Origin of the sequence: Nostoc sp. (assembly GCF_036917435.1) — a bacterium.
GTDB lineage: Bacteria > Cyanobacteriota > Cyanobacteriia > Cyanobacteriales > Nostocaceae > Nostoc.
In genome coordinates this window covers 25087-46897 of sequence record NZ_JBALDM010000034.1, presented here as the reverse complement: position 1 = coordinate 46897, position 21811 = coordinate 25087, and the positions used below count along the sequence as shown (strand labels likewise).

17 protein-coding genes and 1 pseudogene are annotated in these 21811 nt (G+C 40.2%); 13 read left to right on the top strand and 5 right to left on the bottom strand.

What is annotated here, in order from left to right; all coding sequences use genetic code 11:
* Nucleotides 1-261 precede the first annotated feature (261 nt).
* The 6 genes from V7K98_RS16250 to V7K98_RS16225 all read left to right on the top strand — a co-directional run bounded on the left by V7K98_RS16250 (nucleotide 262) and on the right by V7K98_RS16225 (nucleotide 8589).
* Entirely contained in the window at nucleotides 262-1653 is a 1392-nt protein-coding gene (locus tag V7K98_RS16250; protein ID WP_335023523.1) for a malic enzyme-like NAD(P)-binding protein, read from the top strand.
* Between the two features lie 197 nt (nucleotides 1654-1850).
* Nucleotides 1851-4145, top strand: coding sequence for a PhoD-like phosphatase (locus tag V7K98_RS16245; RefSeq protein WP_335023520.1), 2295 nt, complete (start codon nucleotides 1851-1853; stop codon nucleotides 4143-4145).
* 310 nt (nucleotides 4146-4455) lie between these two features.
* Nucleotides 4456-5889 (top strand): BCD family MFS transporter, encoded by a 1434-nt coding sequence (locus V7K98_RS16240; protein WP_335023518.1) that lies wholly within the window; start codon nucleotides 4456-4458, stop codon nucleotides 5887-5889.
* 49 nt (nucleotides 5890-5938) lie between these two features.
* Nucleotides 5939-6745 carry an inositol monophosphatase family protein gene (locus tag V7K98_RS16235; protein WP_335023516.1) on the top strand — a complete coding sequence of 269 codons (807 nt, stop codon included), beginning with the start codon at nucleotides 5939-5941 and terminating at the stop codon, nucleotides 6743-6745.
* 217 nt (nucleotides 6746-6962) lie between these two features.
* Nucleotides 6963-7535 carry a hypothetical protein gene (locus V7K98_RS16230; RefSeq protein ID WP_335023514.1) on the top strand — a complete coding sequence of 191 codons (573 nt, stop codon included), beginning with the start codon at nucleotides 6963-6965 and terminating at the stop codon, nucleotides 7533-7535.
* A 100-nt stretch (nucleotides 7536-7635) separates the two neighbouring features.
* Nucleotides 7636-8589, top strand: coding sequence for an MDR/zinc-dependent alcohol dehydrogenase-like family protein (locus tag V7K98_RS16225; protein ID WP_335023512.1), 954 nt, complete (start codon nucleotides 7636-7638; stop codon nucleotides 8587-8589).
* Between the two features lie 130 nt (nucleotides 8590-8719).
* Here the strand turns inward: V7K98_RS16225 and V7K98_RS16220 are convergent, their stop codons facing one another.
* The 5 genes from V7K98_RS16220 to petP all read right to left on the bottom strand — a co-directional run bounded on the left by V7K98_RS16220 (nucleotide 8720) and on the right by petP (nucleotide 11811).
* Complete coding sequence (locus V7K98_RS16220; RefSeq protein ID WP_335023510.1) at nucleotides 8720-9007, bottom strand: hypothetical protein; 288 nt, start codon at nucleotides 9005-9007, stop codon at nucleotides 8720-8722.
* Between the two features lie 205 nt (nucleotides 9008-9212).
* The gene (gene chlG, locus V7K98_RS16215) at nucleotides 9213-10259 is read right to left on the bottom strand and encodes a chlorophyll synthase ChlG (protein WP_335023508.1); all 1047 of its coding nucleotides are present in this window, start codon (nucleotides 10257-10259) and stop codon (nucleotides 9213-9215) included.
* A complete protein-coding gene (locus V7K98_RS16210) occupies nucleotides 10216-10368 on the bottom strand; it encodes a hypothetical protein (RefSeq protein WP_335023506.1) in 153 nt (50 codons plus the stop codon). Before V7K98_RS16210 ends, chlG begins: the two co-directional genes overlap by 44 nt.
* Before the next feature lie 30 nt (nucleotides 10369-10398).
* A complete protein-coding gene (locus V7K98_RS16205) occupies nucleotides 10399-11499 on the bottom strand; it encodes a Get3/ArsA fold putative tail anchor-mediating ATPase NosAFP (RefSeq protein WP_335023504.1) in 1101 nt (366 codons plus the stop codon).
* A gap of 120 nt (nucleotides 11500-11619) precedes the next feature.
* The gene (petP, locus tag V7K98_RS16200) at nucleotides 11620-11811 is read right to left on the bottom strand and encodes a cytochrome b6f subunit PetP (RefSeq protein WP_335023502.1); all 192 of its coding nucleotides are present in this window, start codon (nucleotides 11809-11811) and stop codon (nucleotides 11620-11622) included.
* 171 nt (nucleotides 11812-11982) lie between these two features.
* Between petP and V7K98_RS16195 the strand changes: the two genes are divergently transcribed.
* From V7K98_RS16195 to V7K98_RS16165, 7 genes and pseudogenes are all read left to right on the top strand, one after another.
* The gene (locus tag V7K98_RS16195; protein ID WP_335023672.1) at nucleotides 11983-12816 is read left to right on the top strand and encodes a Uma2 family endonuclease; all 834 of its coding nucleotides are present in this window, start codon (nucleotides 11983-11985) and stop codon (nucleotides 12814-12816) included.
* Nucleotides 12817-12834: 18 nt separating this feature from the next.
* Nucleotides 12835-13590: pseudogene (locus V7K98_RS16190) on the top strand (Uma2 family endonuclease).
* A 426-nt stretch (nucleotides 13591-14016) separates the two neighbouring features.
* A complete protein-coding gene (locus V7K98_RS16185) occupies nucleotides 14017-14823 on the top strand; it encodes an ABC transporter permease (protein WP_335023500.1) in 807 nt (268 codons plus the stop codon).
* Nucleotides 14824-15594 carry an ABC transporter ATP-binding protein gene (locus tag V7K98_RS16180; protein WP_335023498.1) on the top strand — a complete coding sequence of 257 codons (771 nt, stop codon included), beginning with the start codon at nucleotides 14824-14826 and terminating at the stop codon, nucleotides 15592-15594.
* A gap of 291 nt (nucleotides 15595-15885) precedes the next feature.
* Nucleotides 15886-19077 carry a glycosyltransferase gene (locus tag V7K98_RS16175; protein ID WP_335023496.1) on the top strand — a complete coding sequence of 1064 codons (3192 nt, stop codon included), beginning with the start codon at nucleotides 15886-15888 and terminating at the stop codon, nucleotides 19075-19077.
* Between the two features lie 53 nt (nucleotides 19078-19130).
* Entirely contained in the window at nucleotides 19131-19907 is a 777-nt protein-coding gene (locus V7K98_RS16170; protein ID WP_335023494.1) for a class I SAM-dependent methyltransferase, read from the top strand.
* A 140-nt stretch (nucleotides 19908-20047) separates the two neighbouring features.
* Nucleotides 20048-21799 (top strand): hypothetical protein, encoded by a 1752-nt coding sequence (locus tag V7K98_RS16165; protein ID WP_335023492.1) that lies wholly within the window; start codon nucleotides 20048-20050, stop codon nucleotides 21797-21799.
* Nucleotides 21800-21811 lie beyond the last annotated feature (12 nt).

Genomic DNA, 21811 nt, shown 5'->3' with positions numbered 1-21811 from the left:
CCTTCACGCTTGGAAACTATAATCCCCTCTATATTTACAAAAATTTTAAAAAATATCTGCTGTATTTGGGTACAATTACTAAGTTCTGACTCATTGATTTTAGTAATACGTTGGTATAAATAAAAATAATCATTGAAACTGTGAGTAGTCGGTAAACTAACTATTGACGACATTGATTGAGTTTCCACTGACTACGAATATCAGACTTTAGTTTTCGTCTCAATTCAATATAAAATCTCAAACTTAAAATCCTAAATCAACATGGCAGACTTAACTCCTAATTCTAGTTTTAGTTTGACACTGCGCTTACAGATTCCCAATCGTGTAGGAATGTTAGCGTCAGTGACCCAGGCGATCGCAACTACTGGTGGCAATCTCGGTCAAATTGATCTAATCGAGCAAACCCGCAAAGAATCTACCCGCGATATTACCGTTGATGCTGCTAGTACCGAACATGCTGAAACCATTGTGCAAGCAGTTAAAGCATTACAAGACATCAAGCTACTCAGTGTCTACGATCGCACCTTTAATTTGCATCGCGGTGGCAAAATCAGTATTACTAGTAGAATTCCCCTGAAGAGTGTGTCCGATCTAGCAATGGCTTACACACCGGGAGTCGGCCGAATTTGTACTGCGATCGCTCAAGATCCAGAGGAAGTTTACAAGTTAACCATCAAACAAAACACTGTTGCCATTGTTACCGATGGTAGTGCCGTTTTGGGATTAGGAAATCTCGGCCCAGATGCTGCTCTGCCAGTCATGGAAGGCAAAGCAATGCTATTTAAGGAATTTGCAGGGTTAGATGCTTTTCCCATCTGTCTAGCCACCCAAGATACAGAAGAGATTATCCAGACAGTTAAAAATATCGCTCCAGTTTTTGGGGGTGTAAATTTAGAGGATATCGCCGCACCTCGCTGCTTTGAAATTGAAAAGAGATTGCGCGAAGAGTTAGATATCCCCGTTTTTCATGACGATCAGCACGGTACAGCCATTGTCACCTTAGCAGCATTGTTTAATTCTCTAAAACTGGTACATAAGACAATGGCCGAAATCCGCATTGTGATTAACGGTGCTGGGGCGGCGGGAATAGCGATCGCCCGCTTACTCCGAAAAGCTGGGGCAGAAAAAATCTGGATGTGCGACTCTAAAGGGATTATCTCTAATAGTCGTACCGATTTGACAGAAGAAAAACTCGAATTTGCCGTGAAAGCTCAAGGTACGTTAGCGGGTGCAATGCAAGGAGCAGACGTATTTATTGGTGTCAGCGCACCGGGAGTTTTGACAGCAGAAATGGTGCATTCGATGGCGAAAGACCCAATTGTGTTTGCAATGGCAAATCCCATTCCAGAGATTCAGCCAGAATTAATTAGTAACGATGTTGCTATCATCGCTACCGGTCGCAGTGATTACCCGAATCAAATCAATAACGTCCTAGCTTTTCCTGGGGTATTCCGTGGGGCTTTAGATTGTCGGGCAAAGACGATTACTACCACAATGTACTTAGAAGCTGCAAATGCGATCGCTTCTTTAGTCAAGCCTTCAGATTTAAATCGGGAGCATATTATTCCTTCAGTCTTTGATGAGCGAGTAGCCAAAGCTGTTGCATCTGCTGTGCAACAAGCAGCGCGTCAAGAAGGTATCGCTCGGAATTAATTGAAGAGTGCTGAGTCTTGAGTCGGTAAAATACATCTCTGAAATTTGCAGTTGATTAGCATATTTTAGAGTTTAGCGATCGCTCATCATGGATATGTCAGATCGAGGACTGGCGAAATACTCGTCCCCATTTGGTGATTGGATTATATAAATAAAGAAATATCATCTAAAACCCACCATTTTGTCAACTCTTTGCAATGAAGTATCAAGCTGGGGACGAGTTTTTACAAGAACTGCCGCTAATTTTGGCGGGGCCAATCTTAAAACATACTGAATCAGAGTCAGTGACGGTATGGGTAGCTCTGAAACAGTCTTGTCAGGTAGAACTCAAGGTTTATGAAACAACAAATGATGGTGAAGCGCTAGGAAATTGTTTATTAGAGGGAGAAGGCTCTACCTTTGCTCTGGGTAAAAATCTTCATGTAGTTGCAATAACGGCTCGATCTCCGGTTGGATCTCGTCTAACTAGCGATCGCCTTTATGCTTATGACCTCCAGCTTACCATTGCTGACCAAACCCAGCAAATGCAGCAAGCATTATGCTTAAACTCTTCTCCTACAGTCAGCATCAGCTACTTTGATCATCAAAAACCAACCTTTGTTTTACCGCCAAACCGTCTGCAAGATTTGCAAATTGTCCATGCTTCCTGCCGTAAACCTCATGGTCATGGGTTTGATGCATTGCCGATTCTTGACAGTTTAATTGAGGCTTCAGCCAATCAACCCCAACATCGCCCTCACCAACTATTCATGACTGGAGATCAAATTTATGGCGACGATGTAGCAGATCCGTCTTTGTGGGTTGCCACTACTCTTGGTGATGCCCTTTTGGGTTGGGAAGAACAACTTCCTGTTGATGGAGTTTACTGCACTCCCCAGCAACTACCCCCTGGAGAGCGGGCTAATGTGGCGACAAATCAAGCTGGTTTGACCGCAGGATTACATAATAAATCGGAGAAAGTTAACAGTCATCTTTTCAGTCTGGGTGAATATTACGCTACTTATTTATTAGCTTGGTCGCCAGTGTGCTGGCCGACTACATTTCCCCAAGGACACCAAGTCACGCGCGATCGCCATGCTATCAAAGATTGGAACCAAGCGGTCTGGCATTTACGCCAATTTATCTACACCCTTTGGAAAGTGCGTCGCGCCCTTGCCAATATTCCCACGTACACTATCTTTGATGACCATGATGTTAGTGATGACTGGAACTTAAACCAAGCTTGGTGTTTGCGAGTGCTGGGTCGTCCTTTGGGGCGAAGAATAGTCCAAAATGCTTTGTTAGCTTACACGGTGTTTCAAGGGTGGGGCAATACACCAGGGCAATTTACAAAAGGTAAAGCCGGTGAAAAGCTTTTGGCGGCTGCACAAGCTTGGTCAGCTTCCCAGGGTATGGATGCAAAAGCTAATGAAGCGATCGCTCGTTATGTCGGTATGCCAGCCAACGATCCCGCTACAGGCTTACCTATTTTAGTCCGAGACGGTTCAGTATTTATACTTGAGCGAGATCCTGAAGCACTGACTTGGAATTATACAGTCAGAAGCGATTGCCATGAAGTAATTGTCCTTGATACACGTACTTGGCGGGGTTATCCAGCCGATCAAAAACCAATTGCACCACCAATGTTGCTGTGTCCGCAAGCCTTTGAGCAACAACTAGTTTTACCTTTACAACAACTAGCTGAAGAAACTCAGATTCAAGCTACATTTGTGATTGCACCCACGAATGTATTTGGAATGCAAGTCGTTGATTGGATTCACCGTTGGAACTTAAAACAAGAGAAAGTTTTTTCAACTGATGTTGGAGATGCTTGGAACATTAATATGGGGGCACTGGCGAAATTTCTAACCACCTTGTTTGAAGAACGTCAACAAATAGTTATTCTCTCTGGAGATATCCACTACAGTTCTGTTGCTCACTTGTCTTATACACCCACCCATTCCAAATTACAGTCTGTCTTAGTGCAGTTAACCGCTAGTGCATTGAAGAATGAAGAAACTTTGACGCGGCTCATTCATACACGATTGAAAGATTGGCTGCTACCAGAAAAGGTGCGACATTGGATCGGGTGGAGTGAGCCACCCAATATGGTAGAAATTTCAGCAAAACAATTATTTGGTGGGCTACGCCCATACCAGATGGTGACTAACTATGACTGGCATTGTGTACTGGAGTGGATACCTCGAAACACTGTCCAGACTTCTGCCTACACAGCAGATATATTATCTTTAATAGCTCCCTGGAAACTAGCCAAAAATGCGAAATTGAAATGGTTACAACCCCTGATGTTTTGGAAATTTCGTTGGCTTCAGGACGGGCGAGAAGTCGTTGGATTAAATAATTTAGGTCTGGTTCACTTTGAGTTAGCAGATAAGAGTAGTTCTAACAAAGTTATTCAAGATTTGTACTGGTTTTCTTCTTGGTATCCAACCCAAGTTGTTTACAGTCGTTTTGAGAGTCAGTTAACACCTAATCAATCATTGTTACGATAACCAAAGAAGGGGACAAGGTGATTGGGCATTGAGCATGAAACAGAGGGGAAAGCTAATCTCCCTGCTCCCTGCCGCCTTGCTTCTTCGTCGATGGGCTTTGCTCTATGAATGAAAATTTATGTTGTATATGTGGGCACTCTAGATTTAAGAAACGTACTAGAGAGTGATTCCTATAATCCTATAATCCTACACTTGGCTGAAGTAGACGGATCGCAACTTCCACTTTTCGTTCGCTGATTTCGGGCGGGTAGGGTTTATCTTTATTTAAATAAGACAGATTAAATCCTATAAACCATCCAAAAAAGTAGCTATGGCAAGCGGTGAAGTATTTGATACCAAAACAAAATCCCTATCTGTGCCAAGGGTAAACCTACTGACCATGTTCCGGCTGGGTTTATTTCAAATGGGGTTGAGCATGATGTCCATTTTGACTCTGGGCGTACTCAACAGAGTCATGATTCAAGAAATAGCAATTCCGGCGACGCTGGTATCAGTAGTTCTAGCACTGCCTTTATTTGTTGCTCCTTCCCGTATCTGGTTCGGCCAGATTTCTGATGCCAAACCGTTATGGGGATACCACCGCACGGCTTATGTTTGGGTAGGCGCGGCAATATTTGCGATCGCAGCATTTTTAGCTATACAAGTAATGTGGCAACTAAATCTTGCCGCTACTAGTGCAGGTGGTTGGACATGGACAACTCAAACAATCGGCTGGACAGCAGTTTTAGCTTTAGTTTTTGCTATCTACGGTCTAGGAATTTCTGCTAGCGGTACTGCCTTTGCTGCTTTGTTGGTGGATATATCTGAAGAAGATAACCGTTCCAAAGTAGTTGGTGTGGTTTGGTCGATGCTAATGGTGGGGATTATTGTTGGGGCCATTATTAGTGCCAGTTTGCTGAAACAGTTAACGCCAGAAGCAAGCTTAGAAACCTTACAGGCATCTATCACTAGGCTATTTACTATTGTCCCAGCAATTGTATTTGGTTTAGCGATCGCAGCGACATTGGGCGTAGAAAAAAAGTACTCTCAATACTCAACCCGTTCTACACTGGTAAACCGAGAAGACAGCATTACTTTAGGCAATGCTTGGAAAATATTGACAGCTAGCCCCCAAACAGGTATATTTTTTACCTTTTTATTGGTGATGACTATCAGTTTGTTTATGCAAGACCCGATCTTGGAACCTTATGCGGGTCAAGTGTTTAAGATGCCCCTCGCGGAAAGTACCAAATTAAATGTTTTTTATGGAACTGGTTTACTGATTGCCTACGGAATTACTGGCTTTTATATTGTCCCGCGTTTGGGTAAGCGCAGAACTGCACGTCTAGGCTGTATGTTAGTAGCATTCTGTGCAATATTGCTAGGTATATCAGGATTCACAGCTAATGCAGCAGTTCTCAAACTAGCTTTAGTCTTATTTGGTTTAGCTACGGGTTTTTTAACAACGGCAGCAATTAGCTTAATGTTGGATCTCACCGCCGCAGAAGCCGCAGGTACGTTTATTGGGGCATGGGGATTAGCGCAGTCCCTTTCTAGAGGAATAGCGGTGGTAATCGGAGGTACAGTCTTAGATATTGGACGCAAGTTTCTACCAAGCCTAGAACTAGCTTATGGACTGGTATTTGTTCTAGAAGCCGTGGGAATGGTGCTGTCGATTTGGTTTCTGAATCGGGTGAACATTACAGAATTTCAAACAAGTACAAAGCTTGCGATCGCTTCGGTTTTAGAAAGCGATTTAGATTAAACTGTATTGTACATGGGGCATGGGGGATGGGGCATGGGGAAAATGACAAATGAATGATTTTTGGATAACAATTGTTGATTTTGCCCAAACTACTACTACTAGAGTGGGCAAACAGCTAATACAAGATTTTGGGAAAGTACAGGCTTCTCAAAAAGCCGATGGTAGTTTGGTGACGCAAGCAGATAAATGGGCAGATCAGGAAATTCGGGATGCAATCGCTTCTACTTTCTCTGGTTACGGTATTTTGAGCGAAGAAAGCGATCAATCATTTCCCGGCACTGAGTGGTGCTGGGTAATTGATCCTCTCGATGGTACAACCAACTTCACGCGCGGCATTCCCATTTGGACAATATCTCTGGGTTTACTGTATCGAGGCACGCCCATTTTCGGGTATGTTTACGCACCAACCTTAAATCAAGCTTTTCATGGTTTCTGGCCAGGTTCATCTGGGTTAGCAACGCCAACAGGAGCATTTCTCAATCACCACCCCATCCATACCAGTGGTGATAATCCCAGCAATAATCACTTTTTTAACCTCTGTTCTCGCAGCACCGCAGCTATAAAAAATGGCTTTCCCTGTAAAATTAGGATGTTGGGTGTGGCTAGTTATAACTTTTTGACCGTAGCGACTGGGGCTACTCTGGGTGGTATTGAAGCGACACCAAAAGTTTGGGACATAGCCGGGGCTTGGGTGATTGTCCAGGCTGCTGGTGGAGTATGGTTATCGCTGAAGTCAGAACCCTTTCCGTTGTCATCGGGAGAAGATTATAGCGATCGCTCTTTTCCCACACTTGTTGTCAGTCGTCCCGAATTAGTTCCGGTATTTCAACCTTTTCTAGATGGCGTAAAAATCTAATCCGCCGCTCGACAGATGAGAACAGTGATTTTGTCAACTAGCCTAGTGTAAGCAGTGACATCCCCGACATGAAAGTTAATAAAGCCCAAGTCAGACACAGAATTGAGTATAAATAAAACTGGTAATAATCCTGATTTAAGTGTAAAACCAGCGTAGTTACTAATTTAAGTACCGTTGTGGCTTCCATCACACTGCTTAACTTAGTATAAATAATTTTATGTTATCTAATCTAGATTTGATTCGAGAGTTTGTGCAAAATTCTATGCAGAAAAAAGAAGTTTTGTTGTCAAATCCTGCTTTGACAGCGCAAACAGTATATGGAACAAACCAACTGACTGCTAAATCTGAAGGTGTGATTGCCACCGTCCAACTATCTAACACACCATCTGAATTCTCGATTTCTCCAAAATCATCCCAGTGGGAATTAATAAATCAGGTATTAGCAGAATCGAGTTATCTCCTTAAAGGAGAAGTGGATAGTCGGGGTTTCTATGAATATCAATACTACCAAGTTCCCAAAGGCTATGAGATGCACTGTACTAAATCTGTACTTCTATGGCGAGCTTGGTGGAAACATCGCAAGTTTACTTCAAGGCTAGGAATTCCATTAGAACTTCTAATTAGAAGACGAAATTCATGGTATCCAATCCGAGATTTAATCATTAGCGATGGACTTCTTTATATCAAAACTTTAGGAAGTGAGATAGCACTTGATTCACAAGACTTGGTTACTTGGTTAAGCAAAATTGATGTAACAAAAACTAAAGAAATACTTAGTACAGAGACATAGGCACGGATATAAGCGTATATCTTTAACGCCCACACAGTCGATTGATTATTTTATAAAGAGTTTTAAAAATAGTATGACAACATAAAGGACGTGAACAGAAATGAAAGGACTCTGGCTCGAAAATAAGCAGTTGCAGCTACGTACAGATATTCCCATTCCTGAACCACCAGTAGGAGAAGCCTTAGTACGTGTCTTGCGTGCGGGTATCTGTAACACTGACTTGGAACTACTTAGAGGCTACTATCCATATATTGGAATTTTGGGGCATGAATTTGTCGGTGTGGTTGAAAAAGGGCCAGAACACTTAGTTAACCAACGTGTAGTTGGAGAAATCAACGCTGTGTGTGGGCATTGTCGGTTTTGTCTCAGTGGACAACAAACTCACTGTGAAAATCGCACAGTTCTGGGTATTGTCAATCGTAATGGAGCCTTTAGTGAATATCTCTGTTTGCCAGTAGATAACTTACATTTAGTACCCGATAATGTGCCGACAGAAGTAGCAACATTTACCGAACCGATCGCAGCAGCTTTGGAAATTCAGCAGCAAGTGCCATTGTGTCCAAACGATCGCGTGTTAGTGGTTGGAGATGGCAAATTAGGGCAGTTAGTAGCCCAGACACTAGCGCTAACTGGCTGTGAACTCTTAGCTGTAGGGCGGCATCAAGAGAAACTTGCCAACTTAGAGGCACGGGGGATTAAAACTGGTTTAGCTGATGCTGTCAAAGATGGATATTTCGATATCTCAGTAGAATGTACTGGCAACCCAGAAGGATTTGCGATCGCCCGCCGCGCCCTCCGTCCTCGTGGTACGCTTGTCCTTAAAAGTACTTATGCTGGCAACCTCAGCTTAGATGTTTCCTCATTAGTAGTAGATGAAATCACCCTTATAGGCTCCCGTTGTGGCCCCTTTGCCCCAGCCCTCCAGCTACTAGCCACAGGACAAGTTGACGTACAACCCCTGATTCATGCCACCTACCCCCTCATTGAAGGGCTTGCAGCTTTTGAACACGCTCAGAGTCGCGGTGTTTTAAAAATATTATTAGAGATTAGTTAATGGGCATTGGGCATTGGGCATTGGGCATTGGGCAATAGTTAGTAATTAATCTACCTCATCCCCCTGATCTCCCTGATCTCCCTCATCGCTAGTCCCTAGTCTCCAGTCCCTAGTCCCCAATCCCCAGTCCCTAATACAGATAAGGATTCGTCTTTGGTTGATAGTCAAGACAATCGATCGCTTCTTCTGTATTGGCAATAGATGGGCGCACAGTACATTTAAGACGGTAATTGTCCGTAAAATATTGGCAACCAGTACAGGGGATTTGATGCATAAGCTTGGCTGTAGTCACACTATCTCGCGCCACCGTCCAGAGACTCAAAACGGCGAGAATAGTTACAGTCCAAGCAACGACAAAACAAATTGGGACTAATAAAGGTTGAATCCCATGAAGGAGAAAAAATATCAGTTCTAACACAGTATGTCCTGATACAAATTAGGAATTAGAAGTATATTAACTCCTAACTCCTTCTTCTTAACTTCTCACTACAGAAGTATAAGTTTATTGGTTGACTGCTTAAGTAGTGGGAATACTGGGAAATCGGAAGAAGGGAAAATGGGGAGAATAATATACTCCTCACTCAGCACTCATTACTCAGCACTCATTACTCAGCACTCATTTATCAAATGCCAGCATGACCAAGCGCCAAACCAGTAACGAGCATTCCCAAAACAAGGAACGGTTGGGCGCTGGCTTGGTACTTAACATCATTCTTCACAGGATCGCGCAAGAAATACATATCTTGCAAGGTGATTTGCGGAATGATTAAGAGTACTAGTATTGCTGCATACAGATTCTCATGGATACCGACGAGATAAGCAGCGATAAATCCTTGAAATACATCAATTGTCACTACACAAATCCATGCCGCAGTTGTGATGCCAAACATTACTGGTAGTGACTGTAATCCTAGCTGGCGATCGCCTTCTACACTCTTAAAATCATTGACAATGGCAATGCCCAATCCAGCCAAGCTGTAGAACATTGTCAAAACCACAATTGTAGAATTTAGTTCACCAAACAAAGCGTGTCCTGTAGACCAAGGTAGGGTGATATAACTTGCACCCAAGGCGTAGCTACCTAGCCAGCCGTTTTGTTTGAGTTTTAGGGGAGGTGCAGAATAAATATAGGCGATGAAAGAACCGATAATTGCGATCGCTGTAATTGTCGGAAATTCATGACCAGACCACACATCTAGCACAAATGCCAAACCATTGCCAGCAATCAGTAATACCCAAATCTGAATAATTACCTGGGGTAGGGGAATTGCCCCAGAGGGAATCGGGCGATAGGGTTCATTGATGGCATCGATTTCGCGATCGTAGTAATCATTGAGGATTTGGGTGTAACCTGTCATCAATGGCCCAGCTAGCAGCATACAGGTTAATACTTTCAACACATTTTCCAGTGTCCAAGTATAGTTACCCGAAGAAGCCGCACCACAGACTACGCCCCAAATTAGGGGAATCCAGGTAATCGGCTTCATTAGCTGCAAACGAATTTTCCAAATTGAAGTTTCCCCAGCAGCTGCACCTTTCATCCCCAGCAACTGCCTAGCTTTCGCATTGCGATCGCTCGTTGCTATTATTTTCTCACTGGGATTATTTGCTACTGAGTCTATAGTCTCACTTGGATTCGGATCTGGGGTAATGGGAGTTGATTCTGACATAATTTTTACTGATTAATTGGGAATTAGGAATTGGGCATTGGGCATTGGGCATTGGGTATTTCTTATTCCCCTCATCTCCCTCATCTCCCTCATTTCTCCCATGCCCCATGCCCTATGCCCCATGCCCATACCTAATAACTTAAAACGAAATTATCAAATAATTATTCTGAAACTTTGCTCCAGCAACGGATCTGCCGCTCAAAGCCGAGGGGAGGGGAATATTCCGGCGTTGGTCTCCTGCTTCTACCGTGACTTCTGGCCCGTATTGGGTAAGTTTGACTTGCTTTTTGTCAAAACCCGGCAAGAATAAGCGGACTTGACGATTGTGGATGTCTATTTCAATTGGTTTAGGAGCCTGTAAAGCTTGTGCTTCAAAGTTGGGTAGTGCGTCTATCAGTGGTTGCCAATCACCTGTTGACGAGTCGGGAACGACACTCACAGGTAGGGGAATAAATTCCTCTGACAGATTGATATTTGTCTCAGGAGACACAAGTAGAACACCACCGACTGTTAAACCAATTTGTTGAGCGCTACCCCACAAATAACGAGCATTTGCTACCTCAATGGGATCTCCTGTGGTCACTAAGAAAGCAGCGAGACGTTTAGGATCGGCAAGTGCGGCTCTGCCTTTTTCCAAGAAATTATTGACTTGGTTAGTGGGCGCTGCAAAGCTATCTGCTGTCCAGTTGATATTGAAAAAGCTGCTAATTAGCGGTTGAATTAAGGGCGATTCAGTAATTGTCTTCCCCAAATCGGAGTTGACAAACAATTGCCGAAATCGCCTGACATACCAACTGAGAGATTCTGGCAAACCTAACATTCGCAACATTAAAGAGTCGCCCGTGCCATCGTAGACGATCGCATCATATTTGCCACTGGCATCATATTCGCGGATAGCATTGAGGGCTAGGGCGTTGTCCATTCCTGGTAGTACTACCAGTTCTTGACCAAAAACGTCTTTGAAAATGGGCGTGCGGAGGTATTGCGCTTCAAGTTTTTTTACTTCGTCCCAGTTGCGCTCAAGCAGTACAGATGCTTTAAACTCTACCGCCTGTAACTTGGGAGCGATCTCTTGAGGATCGGCAGCAATGGGAGTACCCAACAGGATTGATAATGTTGGTTCTGCTTGTCCTGCTAGAAGTACGCGCTTGCCTTGACTTGCCAATAATTTGGCGGCGGCGATCGCAATTTTGGTACGAGCGATGCCGCCTTTGCCCAAAAATGTCAATATTAGAGCCATTACTTGATTCCTATTTTCACCGCCGATCTTTTCAACTCCAACTTAGCACTCAATAAAGATTCTCAGCCTGTGCTTGAGATTTCAGATACCAAGAAAAACCCGGTTCTGAGTTCTTTCCAACTACACAGGTTTGATCTCATCTTCAAAAAACCAAGTGGAACTATTGTCTTCAAACAGCACAACAACACCGATTCCAGCACCATCAGTAACTTTGTAGCCTTGGATGATACCCACTTGCCCTAGTTTTTTTACAATAGGGGCAGAAACGCGATCGCGCAAACGAAATACTTTAACCTTTTGTCCGATTTCCATGCCTAATTACAATGCAACAAACCTTCGTCTCAGTGTAGCGGAATCCGTGACTCAGCTTTCACAAATTCAGAGAATGGGGACTGGGGACTAGGAAATAAATTTTTCCCAATCCCTAATGACAAATGACAAAAAGCTTAAAATTAAATCAACAATCAAACAGGTACAACGATGGTGTTGGTCACAGCGCAACAGCTAGAACAGCAGATGCCCGATGCAACTCAGTTGTTAAGTGATGAGCCGGAAATGGAAACTTCATTGCACTATATGCAGCTACTGCTGCTGGTAACTTCCCTTGAGTGGCTATGGCGTGACTGTAATGATTTCTTTATAGGTGCGGACCTGACAATTTATTTTAGCCGTCAGCAGTTGCGAAATCGAGATTTTCGAGGCCCAGACTTTTTTTTGGTCAAAGATACCGAAAAGCGATCGCGTAATTCCTGGGTGGTCTGGGAAGAAGATGGTCGTTATCCAGATTTGATTATTGAATTACTTTCTGAAAGTACGGCTGATATTGACCGGAATTTGAAGAAAAATCTCTATGAAAATCGATTTCACACGCCAGAATATTTTTGGTTCTCGCCGGAAAATTTGGAATTTGCCGGTTTTGAATTGGTAGGCAACAAGTATCAGGAAATTACCCCAAATGTACGGGGATGGTATTGGAGTGATGTGCTTAGGCTGTATTTAGGCGTAGAAGGAGGTAAATTACGCTACTTCACACCCGATGGTGATTTAGTTCCAACACCAGAGGAAGCTGCTCTTGTGGCGCAACAGGTGGCTATTACAGCCCAGCGACAGGCATCAGAAGCCCAGCAACAGGTATCAGAAGCCCAGCAACAGGTATCAGAAGCCCAGCAACAGGCATCAGAAGCCCAGCAACAGGCATCAGAAGCCCAGCAACAGGCAGGTGAGACACAATTGCAGTTAGAACAAGAACGGCTGCGATCGCAACGCTTGGCTGAATATTTGCGATCGTTAGGAGTTAATCCAGATAGCTTGAGTTAAGCAACCAAGGTAGTAGTCATGTATCAAACAGATCCACCCCGTCCGCCACAAGAAACAATGCCTACGATGTATGATTTACCTAGTGAATTAATAGGGGAATCAGGTTTGCCAGATGAATTTCACTGCATTCAGGCGGATTTGCTCAGTGAGAGTTGTCAGCCTCTGACTTATCCATCTGAGGAAATTTTACTTGCTAGCGACTTAAACCTTTACTAGGATCCCCGCCATCCCTTGTGGTACAAGCGTCCTGATTGGTATATGGTTTTAGGAGTACCTACTGTTAGCCAGCAGCAAGACCTACGCTTAAGTTACGTCATTTGGCAAGAGGGTATCGATCCATTTTTAGTAATTGAATTACTTTCACCAGGCACAGAACAAGAAGACTTAGGAAAAACACTCCATGAGGTAAATCGACCCCCAACCAAGTGGGAAGTATATGAACGCATTTTGCGGGTTCCCTACTACGTTGTCTACGATCGCTATGAAAATCGCTTGCGTGTCTTTAAACTCATTGGCACTCGCTACGAGGCAATATCTTTACCAGAGAACCGCTTCTGGTTGGAAGAGTTAGAACTAGGATTGGGTCTTTGGCAAGGTTCTTATCAGCAGACAACAGGTTTGTGGTTACGTTGGTATAATGCAGCAAGTTGGGTGTCGACGCAAAGAGAACAAGCTGAACAAGAACGCCAACGGGCTGAACAAGAGCATCAACGGGCAGAGCGATTGGCAGAATATTTGCGATCGCAGGGAGTTGATCCAGATAGCTTGAGTTAGGTAATTAAAGTAGCGCCTAAATCATCAAATAATGTAAACATCCTCAGAAAAATGATATTTGACTTTGAAAGATTTTTATGATATAAAAAGCCTGCTGATTTGTAGCAGAGAGTTTTAGGAACCAATTAATAAATTAGCTGGTCTTCCAAGAGGAAGATGAAGTTCAGAGTGAAAAAATGGTAACTGGTAATGTGCTTAACAATGCTTTTTAAAGTAAAGCTCTTCATAGTAGGCTGATGCAGTAAAGTAAGCTCTTATAAGTAAGTGGGTCAAATTAAATATCAAACCTCACCCTGCCTCCGGCTTACCTCTCCGATACTTTGGAGAGGCATTGAGGGTGAGGTTTGATCTTATATTTAATTACGCCTATCTATTTAGTATAAAATTCGCAAATAAGTCGCCTCTGGTGTGTGGTAGTTTTTAACAATGAGAATTTCGCTTAAAGACAATTCAACTTGGTTGCAAATGCAGCGCTACTGGGAATTGCTGCACGTTTTGGTAGCGCGAAATCTCAAAGTGCGTTATCGAGGTTCGATTCTGGGGGTTTATTGGTCGCTATTCAACCCGTTGATGATGACCGGGCTGTACACAGCAATTTTCGGCGCTACTTTTGCTTCCTATTACGGTAACTCGATACTAAACTACGTATTGGCAGCCTTTACAGGACTGGTAGTGATCAATTTTTTCTCAGCTTCTACCTCTCAGGCGTTGACTAGTGTAGTCGGTAATGGTTCACTATTAAATAAAATTAGTCTGCCAGTCAGCGTTTTTCCTTTATCAATGATTTGTGCAAACATATTTCAGTTTTCAGTAGGGACATTTCCCTTACTGGCATTAATGACTTTCATTAATTCAAAGAGTTTAGTCAATGTATTGGCACTCCTATTTCCTTTTCTGTCTTTAATTTTAGTTTCCACAGGAATAGGTTTTTTAGTCAGTTCTTTATACGTATTTTTTAGAGACTTGCCTTATTTTTATGAGTTAGTTGTATTTGTAATTTGGCTAAGTAGTCCGATATTTTATCCAGCAGCTATTGTTCCACCGCAGGTAAGGCAGTTTTTAGGTCTTAATCCGTTATCACCAATTATTGAAAGTCTCCGTCAGATTACATTATCAGGTTCTCTGCCAGATTTAGGTTTAATTTGGGGTTCTTTGCTCAGTGGGGTAATTATTTTAGCCTTGGGATGGACTTGTTTTCACTTTTGGCGACATCAATTCATGGATTTGCTGTAAATGGAAGTAATTCGCCTAGATAACGTTTCGCTATTGCGACGGACACAAGAGGAATTTTCTTATGACCTTAAGAAAACCATGCTATCTGTTTTAGAAGGGAAATATCGTCAACCAGTAAAAAAGTTAGTGCTGGATAAAATTGATTTCGTCGTTAAAAAAGGCGAAAAGATTGGTATTATTGGTGCGAATGGCTCCGGTAAATCCACTCTTCTAAAAGTAATTTCTGGAATCTTGCAACCTACTAGTGGAACAGTACGGGTACGAGGTAAAATTGCGCCTTTGATTGAATTAGGAGCAGGTTTTGATTTGGAAATTTCCGTAATGGATAATATTATCCTGTATGGTGTACTTCTGGGGTATTCTAGATCGGAAATGAAAAATAGAGCAGCTTCAATTTTGGAGTTTGCCGAATTACAAGATTATGCTTTTGTCCCAGTCAAGGGATTATCTTCAGGTATGGTGGCAAGGTTAGGTTTTGCTATTGCAACAGACGTGCAGCCTGATATCCTAATTCTAGATGAGGTGTTATCTGTAGGAGATGAGAGTTTTAAGAACAAGTGTAAGCAGCGAATTGAGAAATTATGGGATGAAAATGTGACGATTCTTGTAGTCTCTCATGATTTAAGGTTTATCGAACGAACTTGTCAAAAATCTATATGGCTAGATAAAGGAAAAATTAAATTCACTGAGAGTTCAAAGGAGGTTGTAAATAAATACCTAAACTTTGTAGTTAAGAAAGAGGAAAATGCAAACAATGAATTGTTATCATAAAAGTCTATATAAACCTTAATATATTGTCTTTTAGATGAATGCATCAGAAAAGATGTAAAAGGAAGATTTATGTCATAGAGGTTCTGATAGAATATCACAATTGAGAGAGATTACTGCACCATCTAATCCCCTATGTGTCCTGATATCATCCTCAGTCAAAACTTATGAGAAAGATGTCAATCAGGAAAAATATTTAATTTAAATACTTGTATAACCTGCTACTTATTTACATTAATTAGATATTATTTATTGATAACTAAATAAGAAAGGCAAAAGGAAGGCGAAGTTGTGATGAGCCAAGATAACAAATCTTCGATTTTCATAATTACTGGAATGCATCGTTCAGGCACTTCTCTCTCCGCATCGTTGATGGAAAGTGCGGGAGTAAATATAGGTGAAAGATTAATGGGTGCATTTCCTAGTAACCCAAAAGGTCATTTTGAAAATTTAGACTTTGTAGGTTTTCACCAACATGCTCTACGTTGTCAAGGTATTAGTCAGGAAGGATGGACAGTACAGAAGGATATCGAAATACCACAGCAATTGTTTGATAAAGCAAGACTAATTATCGATGAAAATGCAACAGATAATTACTGGGGATGGAAAGATCCACGCACGACTCTTTTCTTAGATTTTTGGAAAAAGTTACTACCACAAGCATATTTTATATTTATATATAGATCGCCTTGGGAAGTTATTGATTCTTTATATCGTCGCGGAGATGAAATATTTTATAGCAATCCTAAATACGCTTTACAAATCTGGATGCACTATAACAAAATCATCCTAGATTTTCATCATCAGTTTCCAGATAAATGCATTTTATTAAATACTGATACTGTAATTGCAGATCATACTGTCATCTCAAAATTATGTGTCAATAAATTTGGTATTAAAATTAAAGATCCTAGTGAAGGTATTGCAGATAAATCATTAATGAGTAATTTAGCATCGAAATCTCACAGACAGATGTTAATTAAAAGGTTTTTTCCAGAAGCAGTAGAACTATATAATAATTTAAACGATCAAGCTGATTTAAAATGCCAGTCAGTTCATCTAGAACCATTAGAAGTTGATATTTATTTTAGAGACTGGGTTCTTCAAGATTGGCTTGATATTTACAAAATTAAAAAAGATTCAAAAACAGAATTAGAGCGATCGCAGTCTACTCTACAAAACACTCAGACAGAATTAGAGCGATCGCAGTCTACTCTACAAAACACTCAGGCAGAATTAGAGCGATCGCAGTCTACTCTACAACACACTCAAACAGAATTGGAGCGATCGCAGTCCACTCTACAACAAACTCAAACAGAATTGGAGCGATCGCAGTCCACTCTACAACAAACTCAAACAGAATTGGAGCGATCGCAGTCCACTCTACAACACACTCAAACAGAATTGGAGCGATCGCAGTCTACTCTACAACACACTCAGGCAGAATTAAATCATTCGCACTGCACTATTACAGCCATGAATACTAGTAAATTTTGGCAGATGCGAAAAATATGGTTTAAATTGAGACATGCTTTAGGTTTACTAGACGATGATAATCCGTTTCATATAAGTTTATGGTTTAAATTCAGAGGTGCTACAACTATAAATTTAGTATCCAATTCTGGTTCATCTAACATAAGTATTTTGTCACAATTAAAAAACTTGTGGAGTGTTTTCCGAACAAAAGGGCTTGGGTACTGCTTAAAAAAATTACTGAAAAAAACTTCTTCAAGCTTAAAATTTGATGATGCATTACTACCTACTATAGCCCTACCAGATATTCCTCAAACTAATGATGTTAATTACCAGAAGTGGCTGAACCAAAACTACCCTAATCAAGCAGCCTTACAAAAGATGGGTGAAACGGCAAAAATATTAGATTATAAGCCTACTATTAGTCTGATTATGCCTGTTTTCAATACTCCAACGCATTTTCTGCAAGAAGCCATTCAGTCTGTATTGAATCAGGTATATCCCTATTGGGAGTTATGTATTGCTGACGATTCCTCTACAGATAATTATGTTAAAGAAATGTTAGAGGAGTACTCATCAAAAGATTCCCGAATAAAAGTTGTTTTTAGAACTGAAAATGGACATATTTCTAGATGCTCTAACTCAGCAATAGAAATTGCAACGGGTGAGTTTATTGCCTTACTCGATCATGATGATTTGCTAACTCCAGATGCTTTGTATGAAATTGCTCTACTGCTCAATAAGCATCGAGAAGCAGATATGATTTATTCTGATGAAGATAAAATTGATGAAACTGGTAAACTACGAGATCCTTTCTTTAAACCAGATTGGTGTCCAGACTCATTTTTATCTCGGATGTATACCTGTCATTTAGGAACCTATCGACGAGCGCTAGTAAACGCCATTGGAGGTTTTAGAACAGGTTATGAAGGAAGCCAAGACTATGATTTAGTTTTAAGAATAACCGAAAAAACCACACAGATATTTCATATACCAAAAATATTATACCACTGGAGAATTCATCCCCAATCTGCCGCAAGTAAACCCGATCAAAAACCTTATGCTGTTATAGCAGCAGAGAAGGCATTAGTAGATGCCCTTGCTAGACGAGGTGAAGATGGACGGGTTACACAAGCTGGAAGCCTTGTGGGGCATCATATAATTCGATATACAATCAAAGATTATAAGCTTGTTAGTATTATCATCCCTACAAGAGATTTGGGTAATACCTTAGACAAATGCCTAACATCTATTTTTGAGAAGACAACTTACCCAAATTATGAAGTAATTCTCATAGACAACGGTAGTCAAGAAGAAAATACAGCTAATGTGATTTCTAAATGGCAACAAAAGGAATCTAGTAGGTTTAAATGTTACCGTCTTGATATACCTTTTAACTATTCCAAGATTAATAATTATGCAGTTACTCACGCTAAAGGTGATTATCTACTGTTTTTGAATAATGATATTGAGGTAATCACTCCTGACTGGATAGATGGAATGGTTGAACAAGCTCAAAGACCTAGTATTGGGAGTGTCGGAGCCTTGCTTTTATATCCAGATAACACAATTCAACATGCTGGTGTAATCATGGGTGTTGGTGGAGTTGCTAATCATAGTCATAAACATTATCCGGTCAATTCCCCAGGATACTTTGGTCAAATCTTAACAGTCAATAATTATTCGGCTGTGACAGCCGCTTGTTTAATGTGTAGACGAGAAATTTTTGAAGTAATCGGAGGTTTTGAAGAGGAACTTGCAGTTGCATTTAATGATGTTGACTTGTGTTTAAAGATTGTTGAGAAAGGTTACAATAATATCTATTTACCACACGTTATGTTGTATCACTATGAATCTAAAAGCCGAGGTTGTGAAGATACACCTGCAAAATTAGCAAGATTTATTAAAGAAACAGCGTACATGCAAAACAAGTGGAAAAACTTTATAGAATACGATCCTTGCTATAGTATCAATTTAACCTTTAAGCGTGAAGATTACAGCATCAATACTTGATGTCAACCTCCAACCTGCTAATTTATAAACATTAACAAAATTCATCAAAAAATATGAACATTTTAGATCAATATATCAAATCTGCACCTAGCCCGCAAAATGCACTCGATATTTTTAAAAGTGAGTGGTCATCAAAATTACCTGCACCACTAGCAGATTTTAAAGCAGGTTCAATTCCATTGTTTGAAGATGCAAGAATTGATTGGGTATCTACGAAACTAGGCGGGATTAAAGGTAAAACTGTGCTGGAATTGGGGCCATTGGAAGCAGGGCATACTTATATGTTGGAATGCTTAGAGGCAGCATCAATTTTATCAATAGAAGCTAATACCCGTGCTTATTTAAAGTGTTTAATTATCAAAGAGATTTTAGAACTGAAAAATACACGTTTTTTATGTGGGGACTTTGTAGAATACTTACGAAATACTCAAACTAAATTTGATGTATGTATAGCTAGCGGTGTACTCTATCACATGAACAATCCAGCAGAATTGATTGGGCTAATAGCTAAGTGTACAGATAAAATATTTATTTGGACACATTATTATGATAAAAACGTAATTTCAAGTAATCCGAACCTTAGACATAAATTTGTAGGTAGTTCTAAAAGTAATTATGATGGCTTTAAGCATACTCTTTATCGTCAGGAATATGAAAAAGCGCTGGAATGGTCAGGTTTTTGTGGTGGTAATGCAACTACTAGTTATTGGATGAGCCACGATGATATACTAGCTTGCCTCAAATACTTTGGTTTGAAAGACATTGAAGTAAGTTTTGATGCTCCAGACCATCCCAATGGGCCAAGCTTTGCCTTAATGGCTGTTCGTTAGTGGAAGCTGAATATCGATATATTCAATGAACATTTTCCTTACTTCCATTCCAAACATGCTCATCATCGAACCGCAAGTATTCGGTGAAGTTAGTGTAACTATATATGTAAAGTTTTGTATAAGGATTCAACATTTCTGATATGTACAATAAACCTCTGTCATTCCAAAAAGCAAAGTTACTCTTCGCAGTTGCCTATTCTCTGCCAGTTATTTTACTTTTCTGGTTTGTAACTACCTTCAGTGTAAATGTACCTTTTGGGGACGATTGGGCATTAGTAAATTTTTTTGATAAAATTCATAGCGGTACTGCAAATTTCGGAGATTTTTTTTCTCAACACAACGAGCATCGAATACTTTTTCCAAGGATAATATTCGCAGTACTTGCATTTTCTTCTAAGTGGAACATTAAGCTAGAAATTTACTTTATTTTCTTATTGGCTTTAGTAAATTTTGTAATCTTATATAAGATTGCAGCTTCTAATTGGAATCAAGATAATAAAGTATTATTTAATTTATTTAATATTATAGTTTGTATTGTGCATTTTTCTTTAAACCAGTATGAAAATTGGCTATGGGGGTTTCAAATAGCTTGGTTATTTATAAATACCTGCTTAATATTAGCAATTTTTATTCTTACTGTGCCTAAAAACTTACTTCCAAATATCAGATTATTACTTGCATCTCTATGTTGTTTTATTGCTAGCTTCTCGTCGGCTCATGGATTACTATCTTGGGTTGCAATCCTACCATCAGTATACTTCCTGGAAGGGATAAATAAACAAAAAAAAATTAGGATTTTGGTATGGATGGGGCTTTTTGCTTTTTGTGTTGCTATCTATTCTATTGGTTATGAAAAACCTTCTCATCATCCTACTACATTTTTTATTTTACAGAAGCCATTAATTGCATCACAATATTTCTTCACTTTGATAGGTTTCTCATTATTAAAAAATACTTTTCCTCCTGTACTTACTGGTTTAATAATATTATTAGTTTTTTCCTTTTTCAATCTATTCTCTTTTACCAATCAGCAATCAAACTTTGCCAATAAAGCCGCACCTTGGTTATCACTGAGTTGGTTTGCCATTTTGTTTGCATCAATGACTACTGTTGGTAGAGCTGGTTTTGGTGTTGAGCAAGCTACTTCATCTAGGTACGTAACTGTTTCGATCTTATTAGTTATATCCTGCTTACAATTGTGTGGATTATGGATTTTATACAAATACCAAGAACAAGGCAAAAAAATAAATATATTCTCAGTATTCTGCCTAAGCTTTCTAATAAGTATTTCTATTTATATCTCAACTGATAGCATTGCAACAGGTCAAAGTATATGGATACAAAGGAAAGCTGGTAAAAATTGTTTAGAAATTATAAATTATATAGATAAATCTATAACTAATTCACCTAACAACTGTTTAAATTTTCTTTTCCCAGATCAATTTCGAATACGAGAACTAAGTACAGTTCTTCAAAAATTAGAGTTTAGGAATTTTCCTCAAAATATCAATTTTATAACTAAAGCCGAGAAAAATAACGGTTACATTGATGTACCTCAAACAACAAAACAACCATTAAATATACGCAGTAGTGATGCTTTAAAATTGTCGGGCTGGGCTATTCTCCCTGAAGGTCAAGAACAGCCACCCATAGTTTTACTATCCTATGGGAATAGTCAATCATTTTTTGCCACTGGGCTTGTAAATTTAAACAGACCTGATGTAGTTAAAGCCTTAAATTCAAATCTGTACAATACATCAGGTTGGGAAGCGAATGTTTCTCTAAAATCTATACCACGAGGTGAAACTGTTATTAAGGCTTGGGTTTATGACCGAACTGGTCAACAGTTTATAAAGTTGAATGGTGAACCAAAGATAAAAGTAGTGGAATAAAAAATAATCAAG